We start from the raw sequence: 18,759 nt of genomic DNA, 5'->3' as shown, positions 1-18,759 counted from the left end.
CGGGCGGTGTTGCGGTCTGCGCCGCGCTGACGCTGGGCGGCGCGGTGGCATTGTTTGCTGCCGGCTGGGCGCTGCTGCTGCCGGCCCTGGTGGCGCTGGTCGTGGTGCTGCTGCTGGCGGCGACGGCGCGCAGCAAGATCGGCGGACAGACCGGCGACATCCTCGGCGCCGCACAACAGTTGTCAGAAATCGTTCTGCTGCTGGGACTTGCGGCGCAGATCTAACGCGCCGGTTCAGGAACGGGGCGGTGTGGCGGTGGCGCCCTAATCCTGCGTGCGCAATCGGGACCGTTGCACCAGCGCGATGGTCAGCAGCGGCGCCGCCACGCCGATCACCGCAACGGTGATCAGCAGCGGACCCAGCTGGGAATAGTCCGCCGGAACCGTGACGGTTGCGCTGTTTGGATCGCGCACCTCGCGTGTCACCTCAAATATCTGGTTCAGGTATTTCGTGCCCAGGCTGGCCGCCGACAGCGCCAGGTTGGTGAACGAGGCCATCACGGCGAAAAACGTCGCCTTCAGATGCGCGGGCGCGTTGCGGGCGATCCAGGCCAGCATCGGGATCATCGCCACCTGCCCCAGCGGCGATTCCGCCGCGGTGTCGATGATGGCGATAAACCGGGCGTCGACCACCCCGCCGGTGCGCGGCGCGGTCCAGTCCTGAATGCCGTAGAACAGCCCGATATTGGGGAGCGACAGAATGCCCGCCGCCAGGCTCAGCAGGATCACGATGCTGGTGATCGGCCATTTCGCCATAAGCGGCCGCAGCAGGATGATTCCCACCAGCGTCAGCACCGAGGTGATGAGCGACAGCACCGACAGGAACTGTTCGTCAAAGCGCAGCTCGTCGATGGCGAACCAGGAATAGCCCGGCCCCGGCAGCGGCACCGCGCGGAACACGAAGATGATCAGCGCGGTGCCGAAGAGCGCCCGCGCCTGGCGCGGGGTCAGCGACCGGGTCAGCTGCAACATCAGGAACACCACTACCGCCATCGACCCGGCAAAGATCAGCTCCTGCGCGAAGGGCACCTGGCCCAGGCCCAGAACCAGTGTCAGCACCACGAAGGCCAGGCCGCCGGTGAAATACCAGTGGTTGATCTCGGGCGGCTCGCCCGGCCGGGCAAAGGCAGAGTTGATCGCCGCCTCGTCGACCCCGCGCGCCCGCATCGCCGCCGCCCGCATCCGCCGCTCGATCGCCGCCAGTAGGACCCCCGACACCGACAGCACCGGGATCGCCAGGGCGATCAGGTAGATTTGTGCATAGATCGCGCGCTTCTCGGCCTGCGGAAGATCTTCGGCCCCGGCGAACATGATGATGTTCAGCAGCGCCACCGCCACGGTGCCGCTGATCAGCGCGAACCGGCCCAGCGTCTGCATCGTGGTATGCATCGCCTTGGACTCGTCCTCGGGGATCGGCTTGCCGTGATCGTCCACCACCGGCACCGCCTCGACCGACATCGCATCGGCCACCGCGTCCTGCACCACATAGCCGCAGGGCGCCAGAATCACCGCCATCACATACCAGGCCGACCGCGGCAGGATCTGCTCCATCATCGCGGTCTGGCTGATCAGCAGGTACATGATGCCCAGGCTGGCGGCGATCAGGCCGGCGCCCAGGAAGATCAGAGCCGCCTTCCAGCGCCAGATGAGGTCCACCAGGTGCCCCAGCGGCATTTTCAGCGCCCAGGGTATGCCGGCCCAGAAGGTCAGCCCGGCCAGGAAGGCCGCCGACAATCCCAGGTAATCCTTGACGAAGAAGGTGCCGACAATCGCCGTCAGCCCCGACACCCCGTAGGAGAAATAGACCATCAGCGGCGGCAGGAACGACCAGCGCATCTGCCGCCCGAGATCGACAAAGACCCGGTCGAACCAGCCTGCCGCAACGCTCACCGGCCGCCTCCCGGCCAAAGAGCGCGGCGTCGATCGCGGAGATTGGAGCGTGTCGGTCCCACGGCCCGGTCAGAACACCTTGTAGGTCATCGTCGTCAGCGAGCGTTCGATATTCGGAATCACCAGCAGATGGTCGTTGATGAACTTGCCCACATCCTCGCCCTGCGGGATGTAGAGTTTCATCAGCAGGTCATATTCGCCGCTGGTCGAATACAGTTCGGAATGGATCTCGCGCAGGGCGATATCCTCGGCAACCGTATAGGTGGTTCCGGGTTTGCAGCGGATCTGGATGAAAACGCAGGTGGTCATCGGGCACTCTTCGGCAAGTCTGGGCCATATCGGGGGCCGGCTCCAAGCTGGCACGCGCCGGTGCCGCGTGCAATCCCCTTCGCCCGCCGTGCGGGCGCCGCTGTGGGCCGCGGGGGACAGGCGCGAAGTTTGCGTCGCGCGGCGCTTGGATTGAAGCGCGCGCCGCCCTATAAGGCGCCGGTCAACAAGGATATATGCATGCGCACCGCCGAAATCCGCCGCACCACCGCCGAAACCGAGATCGCCGTGCGCGTCGATCTGGACGGCACCGGGCAATATGACAACAGCACCGGCGTCGGCTTTTTCGACCACATGCTGGACCAGCTGGCGCGCCATTCGCTGATCGATATGGAAATCCGCGCCAAGGGCGACCTGCATATCGACGACCACCACACCGTCGAGGATACCGGCATCGCGCTGGGCCAGGCGCTGGCCCAGGCACTGGGCGACAAACGCGGCATCCGCCGGTACGGCGAATGCCACCTGCCGATGGATGACGCCCAGGTGCGCGCGGCGCTGGACCTGTCGGGCCGGCCCTTCCTGGTGTGGAACCTGCAGATGCCGACCGCCAAGATCGGCAGTTTCGACACCGAGCTGGTGCGCGAATTCTTCCAGGCCTTCAGCACCCATGGCGGCATCACCCTGCATATCGACCAGCTGCACGGGTTTAACAGCCACCACATCGCCGAGGCGGCGTTCAAGGCCGTTGCCCGCGCGCTGCGGCTGGCGGTGGAAACCGACCCGCGCAAGGCCGATGCGGTGCCCTCGACCAAGGGCACGCTCTGACCGCAGCCGCCGGCGGGCGCTTCTGGCGGTCATGGGTGGCCGTTCCGGGCGCGCCCCCTTGGCAAGCCCGCCGCGCTGGCCTATCCCGGCGCCGATATCAGCCACCGGGAGCCTGCCATGCTGACCGCCATTATCGATTATGAAAGCGGCAACCTGCATTCCGCCGAAAAGGCGTTTCAGCGCATGGCCCGCGAGGTCGATGCCGGCGAGGTGGTGGTCACCGACAAGGCCGAGGTGGTGGCGCGCGCCGACCGCATCGTGCTACCCGGCGACGGCGCCTTTCCCGCCTGCGCCGCCGCGCTGAAAGGCCAGTCCGGGCTGTTCGACGCGCTGGTCGAGGCGGTGGAGACCGGCGGCCGCCCCTTCCTCGGCATCTGTGTCGGCATGCAGCTGATGGCCAGCTGGGGCCGCGAATACCAGGATACCGCAGGGCTGGGCTGGGTGCCGGGCGACGTGGTCAAGATCACGCCGTCGAACCCGCAGCTGAAAGTGCCGCATATGGGCTGGAACGACCTGGTGCTGAACGCGCCGCATCCGGTCTTTGACGGCATCGCCACCGGCGATCACGCCTATTTCGTGCATTCCTACCAGGTGCGGGTCGAGACCGCCGCCGACCGGCTGGCGCATGTGGAATATGGCGGCGACGTCACCGCGGTGATCGGGCGCGCCACCATGGTGGGCACCCAGTTCCACCCGGAGAAAAGCCAGGCCACCGGGCTGCGGATGATCGCCAATTTCCTGCGCTGGGCGCCCTGAACTATTTAATCCGCGTCCAGGTCTGCCCGCGGCAGATCAGCCCGCCGGCGACACAGCCCTTGACCTCCAGCGCGTCGCCCGACAGCGCCATTTTCGACCGGTAGGTCTTGTCGGTATCGGGCGCCCAGATGGTGCCGCCGGAATAGGCGCCGCCGCCCTCGGCTGTCATGTCCCAGATGAGTTTTTTGCCCAGATGCGCGTAATCGGCCGAAGCCGCGCCGCTGGCATCGAAGGCCTGGGCGATGGTGCCGCAGATCGCCGCGCCGCAGGGCCCGATGGTCACATGCAGATAGCCGCCGGTCTCGCCCTCGGCGGTTTTCCAGGTGCCGTCCACCGGATCGGCCAGCGCCGCGCCGCCCAGGGCCGCCGCCAGTGTGAGCCCGAAGAATGCTGATTTCATGCCTGATCCTCCCTTTGCCGCCAGTCTCGCCCAGCTGCGATGCCGGGGCAAGCCCGGCGCGCGCCGCACGTTGCGTCAAAAATCGCGATATGCGATAGCGCGCCGACGTATCGGAAAGGTGACAGGCTCATGATCCTCTACCCCGCCATCGACCTCAAGGACGGCCAGGCCGTGCGCCTCCTGCGCGGCGAGATGGAAAAGGCCACCGTGTTCAGTGACGATCCCGCCGCCCAGGCCCGCGCCTTTGTCGAGGCCGGCTGCGAATGGCTGCACCTGGTGGACCTCAATGGTGCCTTTGCCGGCACACCGGTCAATGCCGCCCCGGTCGAGGCGATCCTCGCCGCCTGCGACGTGCCGGCCCAGCTGGGCGGCGGCATCCGCGACATGGCCACCATCGAAAGCTGGCTGTCCAAGGGCCTGGCACGGGTGATCCTGGGCACCGTGGCAGTGGAAAATCCCGCCCTGGTGCGCGACGCGGCCAGGGCCTTTCCCGGCCAGGTCGCCGTTGGCATCGACGCGCGCGAGGGCCGCGTCGCCACCAAGGGCTGGGCCGAAGAGACCGATGTGGATGCCACCGACCTGGCGCGCTCGTTCGAGGATGCCGGGGTGGCGGCGATCATCTATACCGACATCAACCGCGATGGCGCCATGCAGGGCCCCAATGTCGAGGCCACGGCCGCATTGGCCCGCGCGGTGCAGATCCCGGTGATCGCCTCGGGCGGCGTCTCGTCTCTGGCCGATCTTATCGCGCTGCGCGATTGCGGCGTGGCGCTGAACGGCGCGATCTCGGGGCGTGCGCTCTATGATGGCGCGCTCGACCTGCGCCAGGCCTTGGCGGCCCTGGCGGATTGATCAGGCGCATCGCCTAAGGTGCGTTGCTGCACGAAAGTTTTGCCAACCCCTGCGTCATCGACGGTGTCGACCACGGCCAGACGCTCTATGCCATGGGGGTCTCGGGCTGGTTCATGCTGATCACCCTGCCGGTTGCCGCAGTGCTGTTCCTGCTGCTGGTCTGTCTGATCATGGCCGACCTCGTACGCCGGGCCAGGCGCCGCCGAACCAACTGAGCACCGCGACCACCTATCGCATGGCATCCGCCGCCCCCCGCGTAGAAAGTCGGGGGCAGATACCGGCCGCCGGAGACGCGCGATGACCGCCGTGACCAAGACCCCCCTGCCCGACTCCTCGAGGCTGCCTGCACTGTGGCGCAGGGGCGATTTCCTTGACGGATATGCCACGGAAACCTCGCTTTCCGTGCAGTCTGCCGCGGCAATCGCCTTGGCCATGCCCGGCTGGGCCCGCGGTTTGCTGAGGGTGCGCAACGCGCTGGTCCGCCCCTTTGGTCTGCATGTCGCACCCCCGTCCGTTCCCGCGATCGGCCTGTTTCCGGTGGTCCACGAAACCGAAGCCGAGATGGTTCTGGGCTTTGACGACCGACATCTCGATTTCCGCATCGGCTTGGTCCGGGAGGGCCGCCTGCTTTACATGGGCACCTGGGTCCGCCCGCATAACCTGGGCGGGCGGGCCTATCTGGCGGCGGTTATGCCCTTTCATGTCCTGATCACGCGGAACGCCCTGGCGCGCGTCGCGCGCGCAACCGCCGTTGCATCCGAGCACCCGGCTGCGTAGAGAGAGCGCAACCGGAGACCAGTTCACCCATGCTCAAGACCCGCATCATCCCCTGCCTCGACGTGGCCGATGGCCGCGTGGTCAAGGGCATAAACTTTGTCGATCTCGTCGATGCCGGCGATCCGGTCGCGGCCGCCCGCGCCTATGACGCCGCCGGCGCCGACGAGCTGTGTTTTCTCGACATTCACGCCACCCATGAAAACCGCGGCACCATGTATGACCTGGTGCAGCGCACCGCCGAGCAATGTTTTATCCCGCTCACCGTCGGCGGCGGCGTACGCAGCCGCGATGACGTGCGCGCGCTGCTACTGGCCGGGGCCGACAAGGTCAGCTTTAACTCTGCCGCCGTCGCCGATCCCGAGGTGGTGGCCGAGGCCGCAGCGCATTTCGGCGCGCAATGTATCGTCGTGGCGATCGACGCCAAGACGGTCCGCCCCGGCAAATGGGAGATCTTCACCCATGGCGGCCGCCGCGCCACCGGCATCGACGCGGTCGAATTCGCCCGCACCGTCGCGGCGAAGGGCGCCGGAGAGATCCTGCTGACCTCGATGGACCGTGACGGCACCCGCGCCGGTTTCAACCTGCCGCTGACCCGCGCCATTGCGGATGCGGTGGACATTCCCGTCATCGCCTCGGGCGGCGTCGGCACGCTGGACCATTTGGTCGAGGGCGTGACCGAGGGCGGCGCCAGCGCCGTGCTGGCCGCCTCGATCTTCCATTTCGGCGATTACACCATCGCCGAGGCCAAGCAGCACATGGCCGCCGCCGGCATCCCGATGAGGCTGGCATGACCACCCTCGCCGCCCTCGCCGCCACCATCGCCGCCCGCAAGGGCGCCGATCCGGACAGCAGCTGGACCGCCAAACTCCTTGCCAAGGGCCCGGAGAAATGCGCCGAGAAATTCGGCGAAGAGGCCATCGAGGCGATTATCGAGGCGGTCAAGGGCGATCGCGCCGGCCTGACCGCCGAAGCGGCGGATGTGCTCTATCACCTGCTGGTGATGCTGGCCGCGCGTGACGTGACGCTGGATGATGTGCTGGCCGAACTCGCCCGCCGCCAGGGCCAGAGCGGCCTCGCCGAAAAGGCCGCCCGCAAGGGCTAGCCCGCCGCTTCTTCTTGTCTGCAAAAATGCGCTCGGGGCGCACCGGATCCGGTCCGGGGCGGGGTCAGACAGCCCGCTCCACATCAGCCACCCCGCGCAACGCCAAGAATTTTAATGCAAAATTCTTGCCCGCCAACGCCGCTTACAGTTTCGACGAAATCACCCCGGTGGCGAATCCGCCCATGCGCAGCTCGCCGAACAGGCGCTGGTATTCGATCTTCGGGCAGCGGTTCTGAATCACCGTCACCCCGCGCGCCTCGGCTTTGGCCGCGGCCTCGGCGTGTTCGACGCCGATCTGCTTCCAGATCGTCTTCAGCCGGGGAAACGCCTCCAGCGCCGCGTCGACAATCGGCGGCACCGCCTCGGACCGGCGGAAGATGTCCACCATGTCGACCTCGGCGCGGACATCCTCCAATGATGCCACCACCTCGCGGCCGAACAGCATTTTGCCGGCCTGGCCGGGATTCACCGGATGCACCTCGAAGCCTTTCAACGCCAGGTAGCGCGCCACAAAATAGCTGGGCCGCACCGGGTTGGCCGACACGCCGACCACCGCGATCACCCGGGTTCGCGTCAGCACCGATCTGAGGAAGGAGTCGCTATATTCTGTCATGGCCGCAGCTTACCCAGCTCTACGTGACAAAAAAAGCGCCCGGAGCAAACCGGGCGCAAGTACGGAACGAGGGACAGTAATATCAACCACGGGGTTCCGGCCCGCGGTCGCAGTTGATGTATGAGCCAGCCGTCAGAAGTGAAGGGAAAATCGCAATACTGTGATCTGGGCGCGGATCACTTGCGGCCCAGCACCGCCAGCCAGTTGCCATCGGCCCGTTCGACATGGCCGGAAATATCGGACAGCCATTGGTTCAACGCCCGCCGGTCATGCACCAGATACAGCCGGCCGTTGTGGATGCGCCACAGGTCCGGATCGCCCTTGGCGGCAAAGCCGCGCGCCATCGCATAGGCGCAATAGCCGCCATAGCGCGGTGCATAGGCGCGCGGCATCCGTTCGAAGACCTCGCGATTCTGCGCCGAGGAAAAATGCCAGACCGCGCCGCGCCATTTCAGCCGGTGCTCGGCGCTGCCCCGCCGCGCCACGCCTTCGGTGAAATAGGCCACCGGATCATAGCCGCCGATCGCGGCGCCCTCCAAGGCGCAGACCACCGGCGGCTTGGCGCGCGCGACGCCCGCCAGGGGCAACAGCGCGGCAGCGGCAACAAAGGTCCGGCGGGTCAGCATGTCTTTCTCCGGTTGGTCCGGACACAGAATGGTATGGCACCGCCCGGCTGAGAAGCCCCCAAACGCCGATGTGAGCGCGGCCACGCCAAGCTGTGACCTTTGTTACATACCCACCCCGCAACCCGGCATAGAGTCTGCTTGCCCAAAATTCGCCTAATGGGTGAATTACAGCCGCAAGGTGTGCTGCACCGCCCCGCCCATCCGAGGGAGAGTTTCATGCAATCGCCCATCGACAGCCTGCTGAAGGGCCAGCTTGACAGCCGGACCTTCCGCCAGCCCGACCCGATCCCGCTGCGGCAGAAACAGCTGGCGGTCTATGTCGGGCTGGTGGCGTTCTGCCTGCCGGTGGTGCTGTATATCGGCACCGGGATCGCGCCGTTCTGCCGGCCCAGTTCGATCAGCCACAGCTATTACGTGCCGTTTTTCGGCCCGCTCTTCATTGCTGCCATGGGCTTTATCGCCGTCTTCCTGTTCTGTTTTCCCGGCCACAGCAAGGCCGACGGGCGGCTGGCCACCCTGGCCGGCGCCGCGGCGCTGGGGGTGGCGCTGTTTCCCACCGCGCGCGACGGCTGCGCGCTCCGCCATTATACCGGCCAGATCTTTGTCACCTATCGCGAAGGTCCCGAGGGCAGCACCGTGCCCGAGCTGTTTTACGACTACCTGCTGTTCCCCAATGTCACGCTCCTGGGTCAGCCCATCGGCACCCAGGTGATCCATTTCCTCTGCGCCGGTATCTTGTTCGCCATCCTCGGCTTTTTCTCGCTCTGGTCGTTCCGGCGCAACAATGGCGAGGGCGTGATCGCCCATCCCGATGGCAGCTATGCGATGAGCGTGGCCAAGCGGCGGCGCAACCGCATCTACACGATCTGCGGGCTGGTCATCTTCGCCTGCATGGCCCTGCTGCCGCTTTTCGGGCAGACCGGCGATGGCGTCGACACCGCCCTGCCGCCGGTCTTCGTGATCGAAAGCGTGGCGCTATTCGCCTTCGGTCTGTCCTGGGTGGTCAAGGGCCGGCTGCTGCCGCTGTTGCGCGAACCCGAGGATCGGGCCCTGGCCCGGCCGGTCAGGACCGGCTGGCGTAAAGCGACACCGCCGCCGCGTTCGACACGTTGAGCGATCCGAAGGCGCCGGCGGCATCGATCCGCACCAGTTGATCCACCACCTCGCGCGTCTTGGCGCGTAGTCCCGGCCCCTCGGCCCCCAGCACCAGCGCCACCGCACCCTGGCGGCGGCCTTCCAGCGCCTGGTCCAGCGTCAGCTCGGCCTCGCCATCCAGGCCCAGCACCAGATAGCCCATCGCCTGCAACGCGCCGATCGCTTCGGCCAGGTTGCGCACCCGCAGATAGGGCTGGCGTTCCAGCGCGCCGCTGGCGGTCTTGGCCAGCGCCCCGGTCTCGGGTGCCGCGTGGTGGCGGGTGCCGATCACCGCGCTGGCGCCGAACACCTCGGCCGAGCGCAGAATCGCCCCCACGTTATGCGGGTCGGTCACCCGGTCCAGCAGCACCACGCGCGGCGCCTCGGCGCCGATGCAGACCTCTTCCAATCGGCCCCAGTCCAGCGGCCTGGCCTCCAGCGCCGCGCCCTGGTGGACCGAGCCGGGATCCAGCGGCGCCGGAAACTTGCGCGGATCGGCGATCTCGGGCTCGATCCCGGCCTGGTCGATGGCCTCGCCCAGCCGGTCACGGGCGTTCAACGTCACGATCAGGCGCAGTTTCTCGCGCCGCGGATTCAGCAGCGCGTCGCGCACCGCATGGATCCCGAACAGCCATACGGTCTCGGACGCCGCAGCCTTGCGCGCCTGTTCCTTTTCCACAACCCATTTCGGTTTTTTCATCGCCTCAGCCCCCGGCCCGGCCGCCTGCACATATCCCGGCAAACCGCCGGATTTTCCTGTTGACGCCCCTTTGGACCGCTAGTAATCACGCCTCCACGTCGGAGGCAATGCGCCTGCGTCGTGTGGGCGACAGGCCGCAAGGTGTGGCAGGGGACTGTAACTCCCTCGCGGAGACGCACGCCTGGTTCGATTCCAGGGTCGCCCACCATTTTCCACTTTCCGCGTATCTTATTCGGTGCCGATCGTCGGCTGACGCTGGCCAAGCGGCCGGGATAACTGGTGACACGCTTGGCCCCTATCCCGCAGGTGGCGCGACACTCGAAAAAATTTCTTCGTTTGAAGTGATCCGCGCCTATGCTTCTGACGTAGCAAAGATATGCTGATGGCCACCGATAACAGTGCGTGCAGGGAACAGCCCGGAAGGGTTGCGCAGGACAACGGACGGATTCAGGTGGGTCAGGATAAGACGGAGTTGTCCCAGGAAACGGTTTGGATGCTGGCGGTGCGCGATGCCCGCGACCGCGCCTCTTTCGAAGCGCTGTTCGACTTTTTTGCACCGCGGCTGAAGGGCTTTGTCATGCGGTCGGGCACCTCTGCCGACAAGGCCGAAGAGGTGGTGCAGGAGGTGATGTTGTCGGTCTGGCGCAAGGCGGCTCAGTTCGATCCGCATCGCGCCCAGGTTTCGGCCTGGATCTACCAGATTGCCCGCAACCGTCAGATCGACCTGATGCGCCGGGAAAACCGGCCCATGCCCGAGGAGCTGAAGGAAGAGCCGGGCAGCGAACCGGATGCCAGCCAGGTGCTGGCGCTGGCCCAGGAGGCGGCACAGCTGAAACGCGCCCTGGCCAAGCTGAAGCTGGAGCAGCGCGAGATCATCGAAAAATCCTATCTCGGCGAATTGACGCATCAGCAGATCAGCGACCAGACCGGCCTGCCGCTGGGCACAATCAAATCACGTATTCGCCTGGGCCTGGAGCGCCTGAGGCACGACTTGAAGGATCTAAAAGCATGAGTGTCATCCGGCACCATATTCCCGAAGAGATGCTGGTTGCCTATGCCGCCGGCACCCTGCCTCACGCGTTTTCCGTGGTGGTGGCAAGCCATGTGTCCATGTGCGCCGCCTGCCGGGCGAGCCTGGAGGCACATCAGACGATTGGCGGCATGCTGTTGGAAGACATGGCCCCGGTGGCCGTCTCGGACGGGTTGAAATCGCACCTGCTGTCGCATCTGGACGACCCGTTCCGGCCCGACCCTGTATATCAAAAATCCGGCGTACTGCCCGGCCCGGTGATGGCGGCATTGAAAGGCCGGCCGCCACGGTGGAAAAAGTTGGGCATGGGAGTCTGCCAGGACATCCTGTCGGAAGGGCCGGAGGGGTCGGTTCGGCTGCTCTACATCCCGCCGGGACAGGCGGTGCCCGATCACAGCCACGGCGGGTTGGAACTGACCCTGGTGTTGCAGGGGAGTTTCCAGGACGCAACCGGCCGATATGGCGTCGGTGACCTGGAAATTGCCAACGAAGATCTGGAACATACGCCGGTCGCCGATGCCGGCGATCCGTGCATCTGCCTGGCCGCCACCGACGCGCCGCTGCGCTTTCGCGCATTCGTGCCGCGCCTGTTACAGCCGCTGTTCCGGATCTGAAGGGGCGGCCTACTTGCCGCGATAGACCAGAAGATCGGGCAGATAGTCCAGCGCCCGGATCACCCAGGAGAACGGCGCTGGAAAATCGGTGCGAAACCGCTGCTTGGCCATCGCGTTCAGCACCTTTTGCGCCGCCTCCTCAGGGCTCATCAGCATCGGCATGCGAAACTCGTTCTTCTCGGTCAGGCGGGTCTTGATAAAGCCGGGGTTGACCACCCGCACCACCACCCCGGTGCCACGCAGGTCGTGGCGCATGGTTTCGGCCAGGCTGATCACCGCCGCCTTGCTGGCGCCATAGCCAATGGCCGCCGGCAGACCGCGATAGCCGGCCAGCGATCCGATCAGCGTGATATCGCCCCGCCCGGCCTGCACCATGCCGGGGACGATTTCGCCCATCACCCGCATGACGCCCAGGAAATTGACATCGCAGATCGCCAGCGCGGCATCGGTCTGCCAATCGGTGGCGCGCATCGGATCATAGGCGCCGGCATTATACACCACCCGGTCGACCGATCCGACCTTGGCCACCGCAGCGCGCACCTCGTCCATTTTGGTCACGTCAAAAGGCAGGACACTGGCGCGCGGCAATTCCTCGGCCAGTTCGTTCAGCCGGTCGGCGCTGCGGGCGGAGAGGATCAACGAGGCGCCCTCGGCCGAGAGCTTGCGCGCCAGCGCCCGCCCCATGCCTTCGCTTGCGCCGATCAGCCAATAGCTCTTGTTTGCAAACTCACTCATTCGGCGTTCCCTTGCATGGTTTGCCCCTGCGAGATCAGCGTCGCGGGCGGCGGCTGGCGGTTCAGGAACGGCGCGCGCTTGAGATAGAGGATCAGCGCCTGCCAATGGATCAGCGCCAGCACACGCCCCGCGCCCAGCGGCCGGCGCAGCGCGGCCCACAGCAGCGACCGGTTGGTGGCCGGCCGGCGCAGCCCCGACAACGTCGCCAGCACGCCATGGCTGCCGTTCTCATAGGAGATGCGGATATGGATCGCCCGCTGCGACCAGGCGAGGTTGAACATATAATCGCCCTGCACCGTCTGGAACGGCGAGACATGCATCAGCTTGGTGGCCTTCAGCCGGTCCGTCGGCAGGATCGGGCGGAAATCCTCATGGGCACAGAAATAGCAGTGGCGCTGGCCGAAGGTGCTGTTGACCTCGGCCACGAAGGCACAGACCTGATCGTTGCGCAACGACAGCCAGAAGCTGACCGGGTTGAAATGGAACCACAGAAAGGATGGCTGGGTCAGCAGCCGCAGCTCGACTCCCTCCAGCGGAAGGCCCCGTTCGGCCAGCAGCGCGCGGAACCACGCCACCCCCTGACCCGTGCCGCGCGGGCCGCCATGGTGACGGTCCCATAACGACCACAGGTTGAACCGGTTGCGCGACAGAACCACCGGTTTCAGCGGCGCGTCGAGGTCGCACAGCACATAGTCGACGCCATAGCGAAAGGCGTTTTTCAATGCGCCGCGCCGGACGTGAAAGGTCTGACCCTGGATGTGTTCAAGCATATCACTGAATTATACGCCCCCCGCGCCCGGACAGATCATTTTGGATCTCGTGCCGGCGGGAAATTTCCACAAATTGGTTTTCTTTTTTTGATCCAAGGTCGGGCGCGATACGTAAACGCTCACAAATAACAAAACCTTAGGGAAACCCATGTTCGATCAGACGCAAGGCCCGCGTAAAAAGATCGCGATTGTCGGCGGCGGCATTTCCGGCCTTGCATCGGCCTACTACCTGTCTCCCACCTGTGACATCACCCTATTCGAGGCATCACCCCGCCTGGGCGGCCATGCCCGCACGGTGATGGCCGGCCGCAATGGCGACCAGCCGGTCGATACCGGGTTCATCGTGTTCAACTACGTCACCTATCCCAACCTGACGCAGCTGTTCCGCGAGCTCGACGTGCCGGTGATCAAGAGCAACATGAGCTTTGGCGTCAGCATTGATGGTGGCAAACTGGAATATGGCCTGAGCAACCTGCGCACCATCGCCGCGCAGAAACGCAACCTGCTGCGGCCGCAATATTTCGGCATGATCGCCGATATTCTGCGTTTTGGTCGCAAGGCCGAGGCCGCGGCGCAGGACGATGACACCACCATCGGCGAGTTGATCGACGATCTGCGCTTGGGCCGGTGGTTCCGCGACCACTATCTGCTGCCCATGTGCGGCGCGATCTGGTCCACCCCGGTGGCCGAGATCGACCAGTTCCCGGCCAGATCGTTGGTGCAGTTCTTCCGCAATCACGCGTTGTTGGCCGGGACCGGGGAACACCAGTGGTGGACCGTCGAGGGCGGCAGCATCGAATATGTTCGCCGTCTGGAAAGCGCGTTGTCGGCGCGCGGCTGCGATATTCGCACCGGCACGCCGGTCACCGGCATCGTCCGCGACCCGGCGGGGGGGCGGGTGTTTTGCAAGGATAACGTCGCAGAACAGTTCGACGAGATCATCTTTGCCTGCCATTCCGACCAGGCGCTGGCGATCCTGGGCGATGACGCCAGCGTGCACGAAGCGGCCGCGCTGGGCGCGATCCGCTATCAGCCCAACACCGCCGTGCTGCATTGCGACACGGCGCAGATGCCCCGCCGCCGCGCCTGTTGGTCCAGCTGGTCCTACCGCGCGCAACAGGGCCGTGTCGGGGTCACCTACTGGATGAACCGACTACAGCAAATACCTGATAATGATCCAATTTTTGTCACTCTTAATCCCTCCTCCACGATCCCCGAGGACAAGATTTACGACAGCACCGAATTTGCCCACCCGGTGTTCGACACCACCGCGATCCGGGCACAACGCGCATTGCGCGAGATGCAGGGGATGAATCATACTTGGTATGCCGGCGCCTATCTCAGGCACGGGTTCCACGAGGACGGCATCGCCAGCGCCATGCGCGTCGTCCGGGCCCTGGGCGCCGCAGACCAAGCAGAAGGAACCGAAGATGCGTATTACGGACAAGGCCCTGAAATCGGAATTCCTGTCGGTTTGTGATCGTCTACGTGAGGGGCGCCTTACCCTGCACACGCCAGAGGGCGCGACCTATCGTTTTGGCACCAGCGGAGAGGAAGCCGAGCTGGTGATCCGCGACTGGTCGGCGGTGTCGGCGATGGCCGCCCATGGCCAGGTGGGCCTGGGCGAGGCCTATGTGCAGGGGCTGTGGGACACATCCTCGGTCGAAGGGTTTGTTCGGCTGGCGATGCGCAACCGCCATCACCTGGGCACCTACGATCAGGCTAGCCTGGCGAACAAGCTGAAATTCCGTGTGGTGGATTCAGTGCTGCGGGCCAATTCACGGCGCGGGTCGCGCAAGAATATCCGCGCGCATTACGATGTCGGCAACGAGTTCTACCAGCTGTGGCTGGACGAGGGCATGACCTATTCCTCGGCCCTGTTCGACGGGTCGGATGACGATCTGGCGCGCGGCCAAAGCCGCAAGAATGCCCGGGCGCTGTCGCGGTTGAGCGAGGGCGAGCGGTTGCTGGAGATCGGCTGTGGCTGGGGCGGCTTTGCCGAGGCCGCGGCGGAACAGGGTCGCGATGTGACCGGGGTGACGATTTCGCGCAACCAGCATGGCTATGCCGAATCCCGGCTGGACGGACGCGCCGAGATCCAGCTGCGCGATTACCGCGATGTCGAGGGGCGGTTCGACAATATCGTCTCGATCGAGATGATCGAGGCGGTCGGCACCCGCTATTGGCCCAGCTATTTCGCCACGCTGAAACGCAGCCTGGCCGAAGGTGGGCGGGTTCTGCTGCAGGCGATCACCGTGCGGGACGACGTCTTCGAAAGCTATCGCACCTCGTCGGATTACATCCGCCAATACGTGTTTCCCGGTGGCATGCTGTTGTCGGACGGGGTGATCGCCGATCAGGCGGCAAAGGCCGGGCTGAGTATTCGCGACACGTTTGCCTTTGGTCCCGACTACGCCCGCACCTGTCAGCAATGGGCCAGCCGGCTGACCGCGCAGAAACGCCGGATCGACGAGCTGGGCTATGGCGAGAGCTTTTTCCGCAACTGGAAATATTACCTCGAAATCTGCGCCGCGTCGTTTTCCATCGGTCACACCGATGTGGTCCAGGTGGAACTGGCCCATGCCTAGGCAAGCAGCGTTTCGCGCCGGATACGGCCGGGGCATCGCCGACAGCGCCGCCGCATCGTGATGCTGTATCCGCGTGTCAGCCTCTATGCGATGATGCTGGCCGCGGGCGGCATCCCGCTCTACATCCATTTGCCGCGCTTTGCCTCGGTCGAGCTGGGTATCGGCCTTGGGGCGCTGGGCACGTTATTGCTGCTGATCCGGGTGGTCGATCTGGTGCAGGACCCGCTGCTGGGCTGGATGATCGACCGCTGGCCCAAGGCACAGCTGGTCTTTGCCTGCACCGCGGCGGCCGGGTTTGCACTGGGCTTCCCGCTGCTGTTTTCGCTGGAGGCCGGGCCCGGTGTGTTCGCCCGGCTTACCGGCATTCTGCTGCTGCTGTTTTCCGCTTACAGCCTGGGGATGATCCTGATCTACGGGCGCAGCGCCACGCTGGCCAGGCGCGCCGAATCGCAGGACCTGGTGACCGTTGCCGCCTTTCGCGAAGGCGGAATGTTGGCCGGAGTGATCCTGGCGTCGATCGCGCCAACGCTGCTGGCCGGGCTTGGCGCCGCCGGGCAAGGCTATGCCGCCTTCGGGTTATGCCTAGGGGTCTTCGCCCTGGCCACCGCGGCGCTGACCGCGCCGATCTGGCGCCGTCCGGCGGTGCTGGGCGATCGGCTGTCGTTGGACGATCTGAAGGCAGCCGGAGCCACGCGGTTGCTGCTGATCGCGCTGGTCAACAGCCTGCCGGTGGCGCTGACCTCGACCCTGTTCCTGTTCTTCGTCGAAGACCGCCTGCAACTGACTGGCCAGTCCGGGCCGCTGCTGATCCTGTTCTTTCTCAGCGCTGCGGTCAGCGTGCCGCTGTGGACCGGGCTCAGCCGCAGGCTGGGCGCGAAACTGACGCTGCTTCTGGCAATGCCGCTGGCGATCCTCGGTTTTATCGGCGCGGCCTTCCTGGAGGCCGGCAACCTGGTTGGCTTCGCGCTGGTCTGCCTCGCCTCGGGCGCGGCGCTGGGGGCCGACATGGTGCTGTTGCCGGCGATGTTCTCGGTGGCGCTGACCCGCGCCGGGTTGAAGGCGTCGCTGGCCTTCGGCATCTGGTCCTTCGCCGGCAAGCTGGGGCTGGCGCTGGCCGCCTTCGCGGTGCTGCCGCTGCTGGAACGCAGCGGCTTTAGCCCCGGCCAGCCCAACAGCGCCGCCGCCCTGCACAGCCTCACCATCGCCTATGCCGTCCTGCCCTGCGTGCTGAAACTCGGCGCCTGGGCGCTGGTCCTCACGCTCCCCACGGAGAAACAACCGGCATGAAACTTGTGAGCCTCCTGCTCGCCCTCGGGCTGCTGGCCGTTCTGGCCAAGACCCTGTTTTTCAGCTTCCGCGCCCAGGACCCCGCCGATTATGCCGAGACCGGCCCGGCATTTTCGCTGAAACAGCATCTGTCGGGTGAACTGATCTCCGAAGGGCTGATCTTTGGACCCACCGGCAAAATGTCGACAAGTTTTGTCGCCCGGATGGTCGGCGAATGGGACGGCGATACCGGCACGCTGAGCGAAAGTTTCACCTATTCCAACGGGCGGGTGCAGGAGCGCAAATGGTTCCTGACCCTAGGCGAAGGCAACAGCTTTACCGCCACGGCGGATGATATCATTGGGGAAGCACAAGGCACGCTATCCGGTGCGACGGTGCGGCTGCATTATACCATCGTCCTGCCCGAGGATGCCGGCGGCCATACCCTGAACGCGACGGACTGGCTGTATCTGACCGAAGACGGCGTGATCATGAACAAGTCGGAAATGCGCAAATACGGGATCAAGGTTGCGGAACTGGTCGCCACCATGCGCCCGGTGGCCGAAGCGCCGCAGTGACGGGCCGCGCGCGGGCGGCGCCAAGAGGAACTGCCATCGGAGACCCGTGACAAACACCACGTCCGGCGCCGTACCGGCGGTTAGAAACGAAAAATGCCCGCCGCGGTTGCGACGGGCATTCGCGTGTTAGGGGCTTGCCCTTACATGCAGTCGCGAAGCGCCTGCGCGTCGGGGCCATCCGGCGAACGGCCGAGGTTGTAGGGCGCCGAGGCATCGCGCCACTGGGCGTAATCCTCCAGATACTCGATCATGCTCAGATAAACCTTGGCCGAGTTCGGGTTCTCGCAGGCGGTCTCGATGATGACCTCGTTGGCCATCGACTGAACCTGCGCCAGGGTTTCATCGTCATAGCGGTTGATTTCCACCGCTTCGTTGAACTCGGCATAGGCTTCGGTGGCGCGCTTTTCGGTGAAGGCCAGCGACCACAGCAGGGTTGCATCCGCCGCGATCTGCAGCTTTTCCTGCGTCTCCGGGCTCAGCGCGTCCCAGGAGGCCTTGTTGATCATCACGCCGAAGATCGAGGCCGACTGGTGCCAGCCCGGCGTTGCCCAATAGTCGGTCACCTGCTGGAACCCGGCTGACCAGTCGACATTCGGGGTGGAGAATTCCGCGCCGTCGATCACGCCGCGTTCCAGCGCCTGGTAGATCTCGCCACCGGCCATCGATACCTGATTGCCGCCCAGCCGCTCCAGCAGCTTGCCCTGCTCAAGCCCCGACAGGCGCAGACGTTTGCCCTGCAGGTCGTCCAGGGTCACGATCGGTTCATTGGTGCGGAAGCCGGATTCATTGTTGGTCACGCCATAGGGCAGATAGACCATGCCGTAATTGCCATAGATCTCGTTATACAGATCGGCACCGCCCCATTGCTGGATCCAGTTGACGTAATCGACCGCGTTGAACAGCGAGGGTGTGGTCGCCAGCGGCGAGAAGGCCGCGTCGCGGCCGGCCCAGTAGCCCGGCCAGTCGCCACCGGCCTGGATGGTGCCGGATTCGACCGCACCGAAGACTTCGCCCGCGGGAACCAGCGCGCCACCTTCGAAGAACTCGATGCTCAGCTCGCCGGCGGTCAGCTTGTTGGCCAGTTCGACGAATTTCTTGTCGGTCTCGATCAGTTCCAGCGACGACGGCCAGGTGGTCGTCATGGTCCAGCTTTGCTGGGCCAGCGCGGGCAGACCCGCGGTGGCGGCCAATGCCGCGCCAAGGGTCAAGGCTTTTATGGTCATGGGTCAATCTC

General features: G+C 65.4%; 24 protein-coding genes and 1 tRNA gene. 16 read left to right on the top strand and 9 right to left on the bottom strand.

Annotation, left to right across the window (positions count from 1 at the left end):
• Nucleotides 1-224: adenosylcobinamide-GDP ribazoletransferase (locus tag CVM52_RS03480; protein WP_205964859.1), on the top strand; the 224-nt coding region annotated here is incomplete at its 5' end.
• A 39-nt stretch (nucleotides 225-263) separates the two neighbouring features.
• On the opposite strand, the gene CVM52_RS03475 is transcribed toward CVM52_RS03480, so the two are convergent.
• Nucleotides 264-1,835, bottom strand: a complete 1,572-nt coding sequence (locus tag CVM52_RS03475) for an MFS transporter (protein WP_100161210.1) — start codon at nucleotides 1,833-1,835, stop codon at nucleotides 264-266.
• Between the two features lie 123 nt (nucleotides 1,836-1,958).
• Nucleotides 1,959-2,198, bottom strand: a complete 240-nt coding sequence (locus tag CVM52_RS03470) for an Lrp/AsnC ligand binding domain-containing protein (protein ID WP_100161205.1) — start codon at nucleotides 2,196-2,198, stop codon at nucleotides 1,959-1,961.
• A gap of 198 nt (nucleotides 2,199-2,396) precedes the next feature.
• Here CVM52_RS03470 and hisB point away from each other — a divergent pair, with 198 nt between their 5' ends.
• Nucleotides 2,397-2,984 carry an imidazoleglycerol-phosphate dehydratase HisB gene (gene hisB, locus CVM52_RS03465; protein WP_100161209.1) on the top strand — a complete coding sequence of 196 codons (588 nt, stop codon included), beginning with the start codon at nucleotides 2,397-2,399 and terminating at the stop codon, nucleotides 2,982-2,984.
• A gap of 117 nt (nucleotides 2,985-3,101) precedes the next feature.
• A complete protein-coding gene (gene hisH / locus CVM52_RS03460) occupies nucleotides 3,102-3,740 on the top strand; it encodes an imidazole glycerol phosphate synthase subunit HisH (RefSeq protein WP_100161204.1) in 639 nt (212 codons plus the stop codon).
• 1 nt (nucleotide 3,741) lies between these two features.
• Here the strand turns inward: hisH and CVM52_RS03455 are convergent, their stop codons facing one another.
• Nucleotides 3,742-4,140, bottom strand: a complete 399-nt coding sequence (locus CVM52_RS03455; RefSeq protein WP_100161203.1) for a DUF2147 domain-containing protein — start codon at nucleotides 4,138-4,140, stop codon at nucleotides 3,742-3,744.
• A gap of 129 nt (nucleotides 4,141-4,269) precedes the next feature.
• Between CVM52_RS03455 and hisA the strand changes: the two genes are divergently transcribed.
• The 5 genes from hisA (at nucleotide 4,270) to CVM52_RS03430 (ending at nucleotide 6,871) form a co-directional block, all read left to right on the top strand.
• The gene (hisA, locus tag CVM52_RS03450) at nucleotides 4,270-4,992 is read left to right on the top strand and encodes a 1-(5-phosphoribosyl)-5-[(5-phosphoribosylamino)methylideneamino]imidazole-4-carboxamide isomerase (protein WP_100161202.1); all 723 of its coding nucleotides are present in this window, start codon (nucleotides 4,270-4,272) and stop codon (nucleotides 4,990-4,992) included.
• 23 nt (nucleotides 4,993-5,015) lie between these two features.
• Entirely contained in the window at nucleotides 5,016-5,207 is a 192-nt protein-coding gene (locus CVM52_RS03445; RefSeq protein WP_100161201.1) for a hypothetical protein, read from the top strand.
• Nucleotides 5,208-5,289: 82 nt separating this feature from the next.
• The gene (locus tag CVM52_RS03440; protein WP_100161200.1) at nucleotides 5,290-5,769 is read left to right on the top strand and encodes a DUF2867 domain-containing protein; all 480 of its coding nucleotides are present in this window, start codon (nucleotides 5,290-5,292) and stop codon (nucleotides 5,767-5,769) included.
• Nucleotides 5,770-5,798: 29 nt separating this feature from the next.
• On the top strand, nucleotides 5,799-6,560 hold the full coding sequence (gene hisF / locus CVM52_RS03435) for an imidazole glycerol phosphate synthase subunit HisF (protein ID WP_100161199.1): 762 nt from the start codon (nucleotides 5,799-5,801) through the stop codon (nucleotides 6,558-6,560).
• Nucleotides 6,557-6,871 carry a phosphoribosyl-ATP diphosphatase gene (locus CVM52_RS03430; protein WP_100161198.1) on the top strand — a complete coding sequence of 105 codons (315 nt, stop codon included), beginning with the start codon at nucleotides 6,557-6,559 and terminating at the stop codon, nucleotides 6,869-6,871. The genes hisF and CVM52_RS03430 overlap by 4 nt, the downstream gene beginning before the upstream one ends.
• Before the next feature lie 142 nt (nucleotides 6,872-7,013).
• Here the strand turns inward: CVM52_RS03430 and CVM52_RS03425 are convergent, their stop codons facing one another.
• Together CVM52_RS03425 and CVM52_RS03420 are read right to left on the bottom strand one after the other, a co-directional pair.
• Complete coding sequence (locus CVM52_RS03425) at nucleotides 7,014-7,484, bottom strand: CoA-binding protein (RefSeq protein WP_100161197.1); 471 nt, start codon at nucleotides 7,482-7,484, stop codon at nucleotides 7,014-7,016.
• 176 nt (nucleotides 7,485-7,660) lie between these two features.
• Nucleotides 7,661-8,110, bottom strand: coding sequence for a YHS domain-containing (seleno)protein (locus CVM52_RS03420; protein ID WP_100161196.1), 450 nt, complete (start codon nucleotides 8,108-8,110; stop codon nucleotides 7,661-7,663).
• Nucleotides 8,111-8,326: 216 nt separating this feature from the next.
• On the opposite strand from CVM52_RS03420, the gene CVM52_RS03415 reads away from it, so the two are divergent.
• Nucleotides 8,327-9,223 carry a hypothetical protein gene (locus CVM52_RS03415; protein ID WP_100161195.1) on the top strand — a complete coding sequence of 299 codons (897 nt, stop codon included), beginning with the start codon at nucleotides 8,327-8,329 and terminating at the stop codon, nucleotides 9,221-9,223.
• Here the strand turns inward: CVM52_RS03415 and rlmB are convergent.
• Nucleotides 9,174-9,944 (bottom strand): 23S rRNA (guanosine(2251)-2'-O)-methyltransferase RlmB, encoded by a 771-nt coding sequence (gene rlmB / locus CVM52_RS03410; protein ID WP_100161194.1) that lies wholly within the window; start codon nucleotides 9,942-9,944, stop codon nucleotides 9,174-9,176. The genes CVM52_RS03415 and rlmB overlap by 50 nt on opposite strands.
• Nucleotides 9,945-10,068: 124 nt before the next feature.
• On the opposite strand from rlmB, the gene CVM52_RS26775 reads away from it, so the two are divergent.
• The 3 genes from CVM52_RS26775 (at nucleotide 10,069) to CVM52_RS03400 (ending at nucleotide 11,588) form a co-directional block, all read left to right on the top strand.
• Nucleotides 10,069-10,152 (top strand) — tRNA-Tyr (locus CVM52_RS26775).
• 264 nt (nucleotides 10,153-10,416) lie between these two features.
• The gene (locus CVM52_RS03405; RefSeq protein ID WP_306372746.1) at nucleotides 10,417-10,956 is read left to right on the top strand and encodes a sigma-70 family RNA polymerase sigma factor; all 540 of its coding nucleotides are present in this window, start codon (nucleotides 10,417-10,419) and stop codon (nucleotides 10,954-10,956) included.
• Nucleotides 10,953-11,588 (top strand): ChrR family anti-sigma-E factor, encoded by a 636-nt coding sequence (locus tag CVM52_RS03400; protein WP_100161192.1) that lies wholly within the window; start codon nucleotides 10,953-10,955, stop codon nucleotides 11,586-11,588. The genes CVM52_RS03405 and CVM52_RS03400 overlap by 4 nt, the downstream gene beginning before the upstream one ends.
• Before the next feature lie 9 nt (nucleotides 11,589-11,597).
• On the opposite strand, the gene CVM52_RS03395 is transcribed toward CVM52_RS03400, so the two are convergent.
• Both CVM52_RS03395 and CVM52_RS03390 read right to left on the bottom strand, forming a co-directional pair.
• Complete coding sequence (locus CVM52_RS03395; RefSeq protein ID WP_100161191.1) at nucleotides 11,598-12,323, bottom strand: SDR family NAD(P)-dependent oxidoreductase; 726 nt, start codon at nucleotides 12,321-12,323, stop codon at nucleotides 11,598-11,600.
• Entirely contained in the window at nucleotides 12,320-13,093 is a 774-nt protein-coding gene (locus CVM52_RS03390) for a DUF1365 domain-containing protein (RefSeq protein WP_100161190.1), read from the bottom strand. Before CVM52_RS03390 ends, CVM52_RS03395 begins: the two co-directional genes overlap by 4 nt.
• A 148-nt stretch (nucleotides 13,094-13,241) precedes the next feature.
• Between CVM52_RS03390 and CVM52_RS03385 the strand changes: the two genes are divergently transcribed.
• From CVM52_RS03385 to CVM52_RS03370, 4 genes are read left to right on the top strand one after another with little or no spacing between them, the layout of a single operon-like run.
• Complete coding sequence (locus tag CVM52_RS03385; RefSeq protein WP_100161189.1) at nucleotides 13,242-14,573, top strand: NAD(P)/FAD-dependent oxidoreductase; 1,332 nt, start codon at nucleotides 13,242-13,244, stop codon at nucleotides 14,571-14,573.
• Nucleotides 14,524-15,681, top strand: coding sequence for an SAM-dependent methyltransferase (locus CVM52_RS03380; RefSeq protein ID WP_100161188.1), 1,158 nt, complete (start codon nucleotides 14,524-14,526; stop codon nucleotides 15,679-15,681). The genes CVM52_RS03385 and CVM52_RS03380 overlap by 50 nt, the downstream gene beginning before the upstream one ends.
• Before the next feature lie 60 nt (nucleotides 15,682-15,741).
• Complete coding sequence (locus CVM52_RS03375; protein ID WP_100161187.1) at nucleotides 15,742-16,968, top strand: MFS transporter; 1,227 nt, start codon at nucleotides 15,742-15,744, stop codon at nucleotides 16,966-16,968.
• Nucleotides 16,965-17,525, top strand: a complete 561-nt coding sequence (locus tag CVM52_RS03370; RefSeq protein WP_100161186.1) for a DUF3833 domain-containing protein — start codon at nucleotides 16,965-16,967, stop codon at nucleotides 17,523-17,525. The genes CVM52_RS03375 and CVM52_RS03370 overlap by 4 nt, the downstream gene beginning before the upstream one ends.
• A 140-nt stretch (nucleotides 17,526-17,665) precedes the next feature.
• Here CVM52_RS03370 and dctP read toward each other — a convergent pair whose 3' ends face one another.
• A complete protein-coding gene (gene dctP / locus CVM52_RS03365; protein WP_100161185.1) occupies nucleotides 17,666-18,748 on the bottom strand; it encodes a TRAP transporter substrate-binding protein DctP in 1,083 nt (360 codons plus the stop codon).
• Between the last annotated feature and the right edge of the window lie 11 nt (nucleotides 18,749-18,759).

The organism is Pseudooceanicola lipolyticus (genome assembly GCF_002786325.1).
GTDB classification, from domain to species: domain Bacteria; phylum Pseudomonadota; class Alphaproteobacteria; order Rhodobacterales; family Rhodobacteraceae; genus Pseudooceanicola_C; species Pseudooceanicola_C lipolyticus.
Note: the sequence above shows the minus strand (reverse complement) of the source record. Positions and strands in the feature narration are given on the sequence as shown.

Bases quoted from the DNA above. Each gene is read 5' to 3' on its own strand.
- CVM52_RS03475 (WP_100161210.1), bottom strand. From the start codon at position 1,835: ATGCGCTGGTCGTTCCTGCCGCCGCTGATGGTCTATTTCTCCTACGGG.
- CVM52_RS03470 (WP_100161205.1), bottom strand. From the start codon at position 2,198: ATGACCACCTGCGTTTTCATCCAGATCCGCTGCAAACCCGGAACCACC.
- hisB (WP_100161209.1), top strand. From the start codon at position 2,397: ATGCGCACCGCCGAAATCCGCCGCACCACCGCCGAAACCGAGATCGCC.
- hisH (WP_100161204.1), top strand. From the start codon at position 3,102: ATGCTGACCGCCATTATCGATTATGAAAGCGGCAACCTGCATTCCGCC.
- CVM52_RS03455 (WP_100161203.1), bottom strand. From the start codon at position 4,140: ATGAAATCAGCATTCTTCGGGCTCACACTGGCGGCGGCCCTGGGCGGC.
- hisA (WP_100161202.1), top strand. From the start codon at position 4,270: ATGATCCTCTACCCCGCCATCGACCTCAAGGACGGCCAGGCCGTGCGC.
- CVM52_RS03440 (WP_100161200.1), top strand. From the start codon at position 5,290: ATGACCGCCGTGACCAAGACCCCCCTGCCCGACTCCTCGAGGCTGCCT.
- hisF (WP_100161199.1), top strand. From the start codon at position 5,799: ATGCTCAAGACCCGCATCATCCCCTGCCTCGACGTGGCCGATGGCCGC.
- CVM52_RS03430 (WP_100161198.1), top strand. From the start codon at position 6,557: ATGACCACCCTCGCCGCCCTCGCCGCCACCATCGCCGCCCGCAAGGGC.
- CVM52_RS03425 (WP_100161197.1), bottom strand. From the start codon at position 7,484: ATGACAGAATATAGCGACTCCTTCCTCAGATCGGTGCTGACGCGAACC.
- CVM52_RS03420 (WP_100161196.1), bottom strand. From the start codon at position 8,110: ATGCTGACCCGCCGGACCTTTGTTGCCGCTGCCGCGCTGTTGCCCCTG.
- CVM52_RS03415 (WP_100161195.1), top strand. From the start codon at position 8,327: ATGCAATCGCCCATCGACAGCCTGCTGAAGGGCCAGCTTGACAGCCGG.
- rlmB (WP_100161194.1), bottom strand. From the start codon at position 9,944: ATGAAAAAACCGAAATGGGTTGTGGAAAAGGAACAGGCGCGCAAGGCT.
- CVM52_RS03400 (WP_100161192.1), top strand. From the start codon at position 10,953: ATGAGTGTCATCCGGCACCATATTCCCGAAGAGATGCTGGTTGCCTAT.
- CVM52_RS03395 (WP_100161191.1), bottom strand. From the start codon at position 12,323: ATGAGTGAGTTTGCAAACAAGAGCTATTGGCTGATCGGCGCAAGCGAA.
- CVM52_RS03390 (WP_100161190.1), bottom strand. From the start codon at position 13,093: ATGCTTGAACACATCCAGGGTCAGACCTTTCACGTCCGGCGCGGCGCA.
- CVM52_RS03385 (WP_100161189.1), top strand. From the start codon at position 13,242: ATGTTCGATCAGACGCAAGGCCCGCGTAAAAAGATCGCGATTGTCGGC.
- CVM52_RS03380 (WP_100161188.1), top strand. From the start codon at position 14,524: ATGCGTATTACGGACAAGGCCCTGAAATCGGAATTCCTGTCGGTTTGT.
- CVM52_RS03375 (WP_100161187.1), top strand. From the start codon at position 15,742: ATGCTGTATCCGCGTGTCAGCCTCTATGCGATGATGCTGGCCGCGGGC.
- CVM52_RS03370 (WP_100161186.1), top strand. From the start codon at position 16,965: ATGAAACTTGTGAGCCTCCTGCTCGCCCTCGGGCTGCTGGCCGTTCTG.
- dctP (WP_100161185.1), bottom strand. From the start codon at position 18,748: ATGACCATAAAAGCCTTGACCCTTGGCGCGGCATTGGCCGCCACCGCG.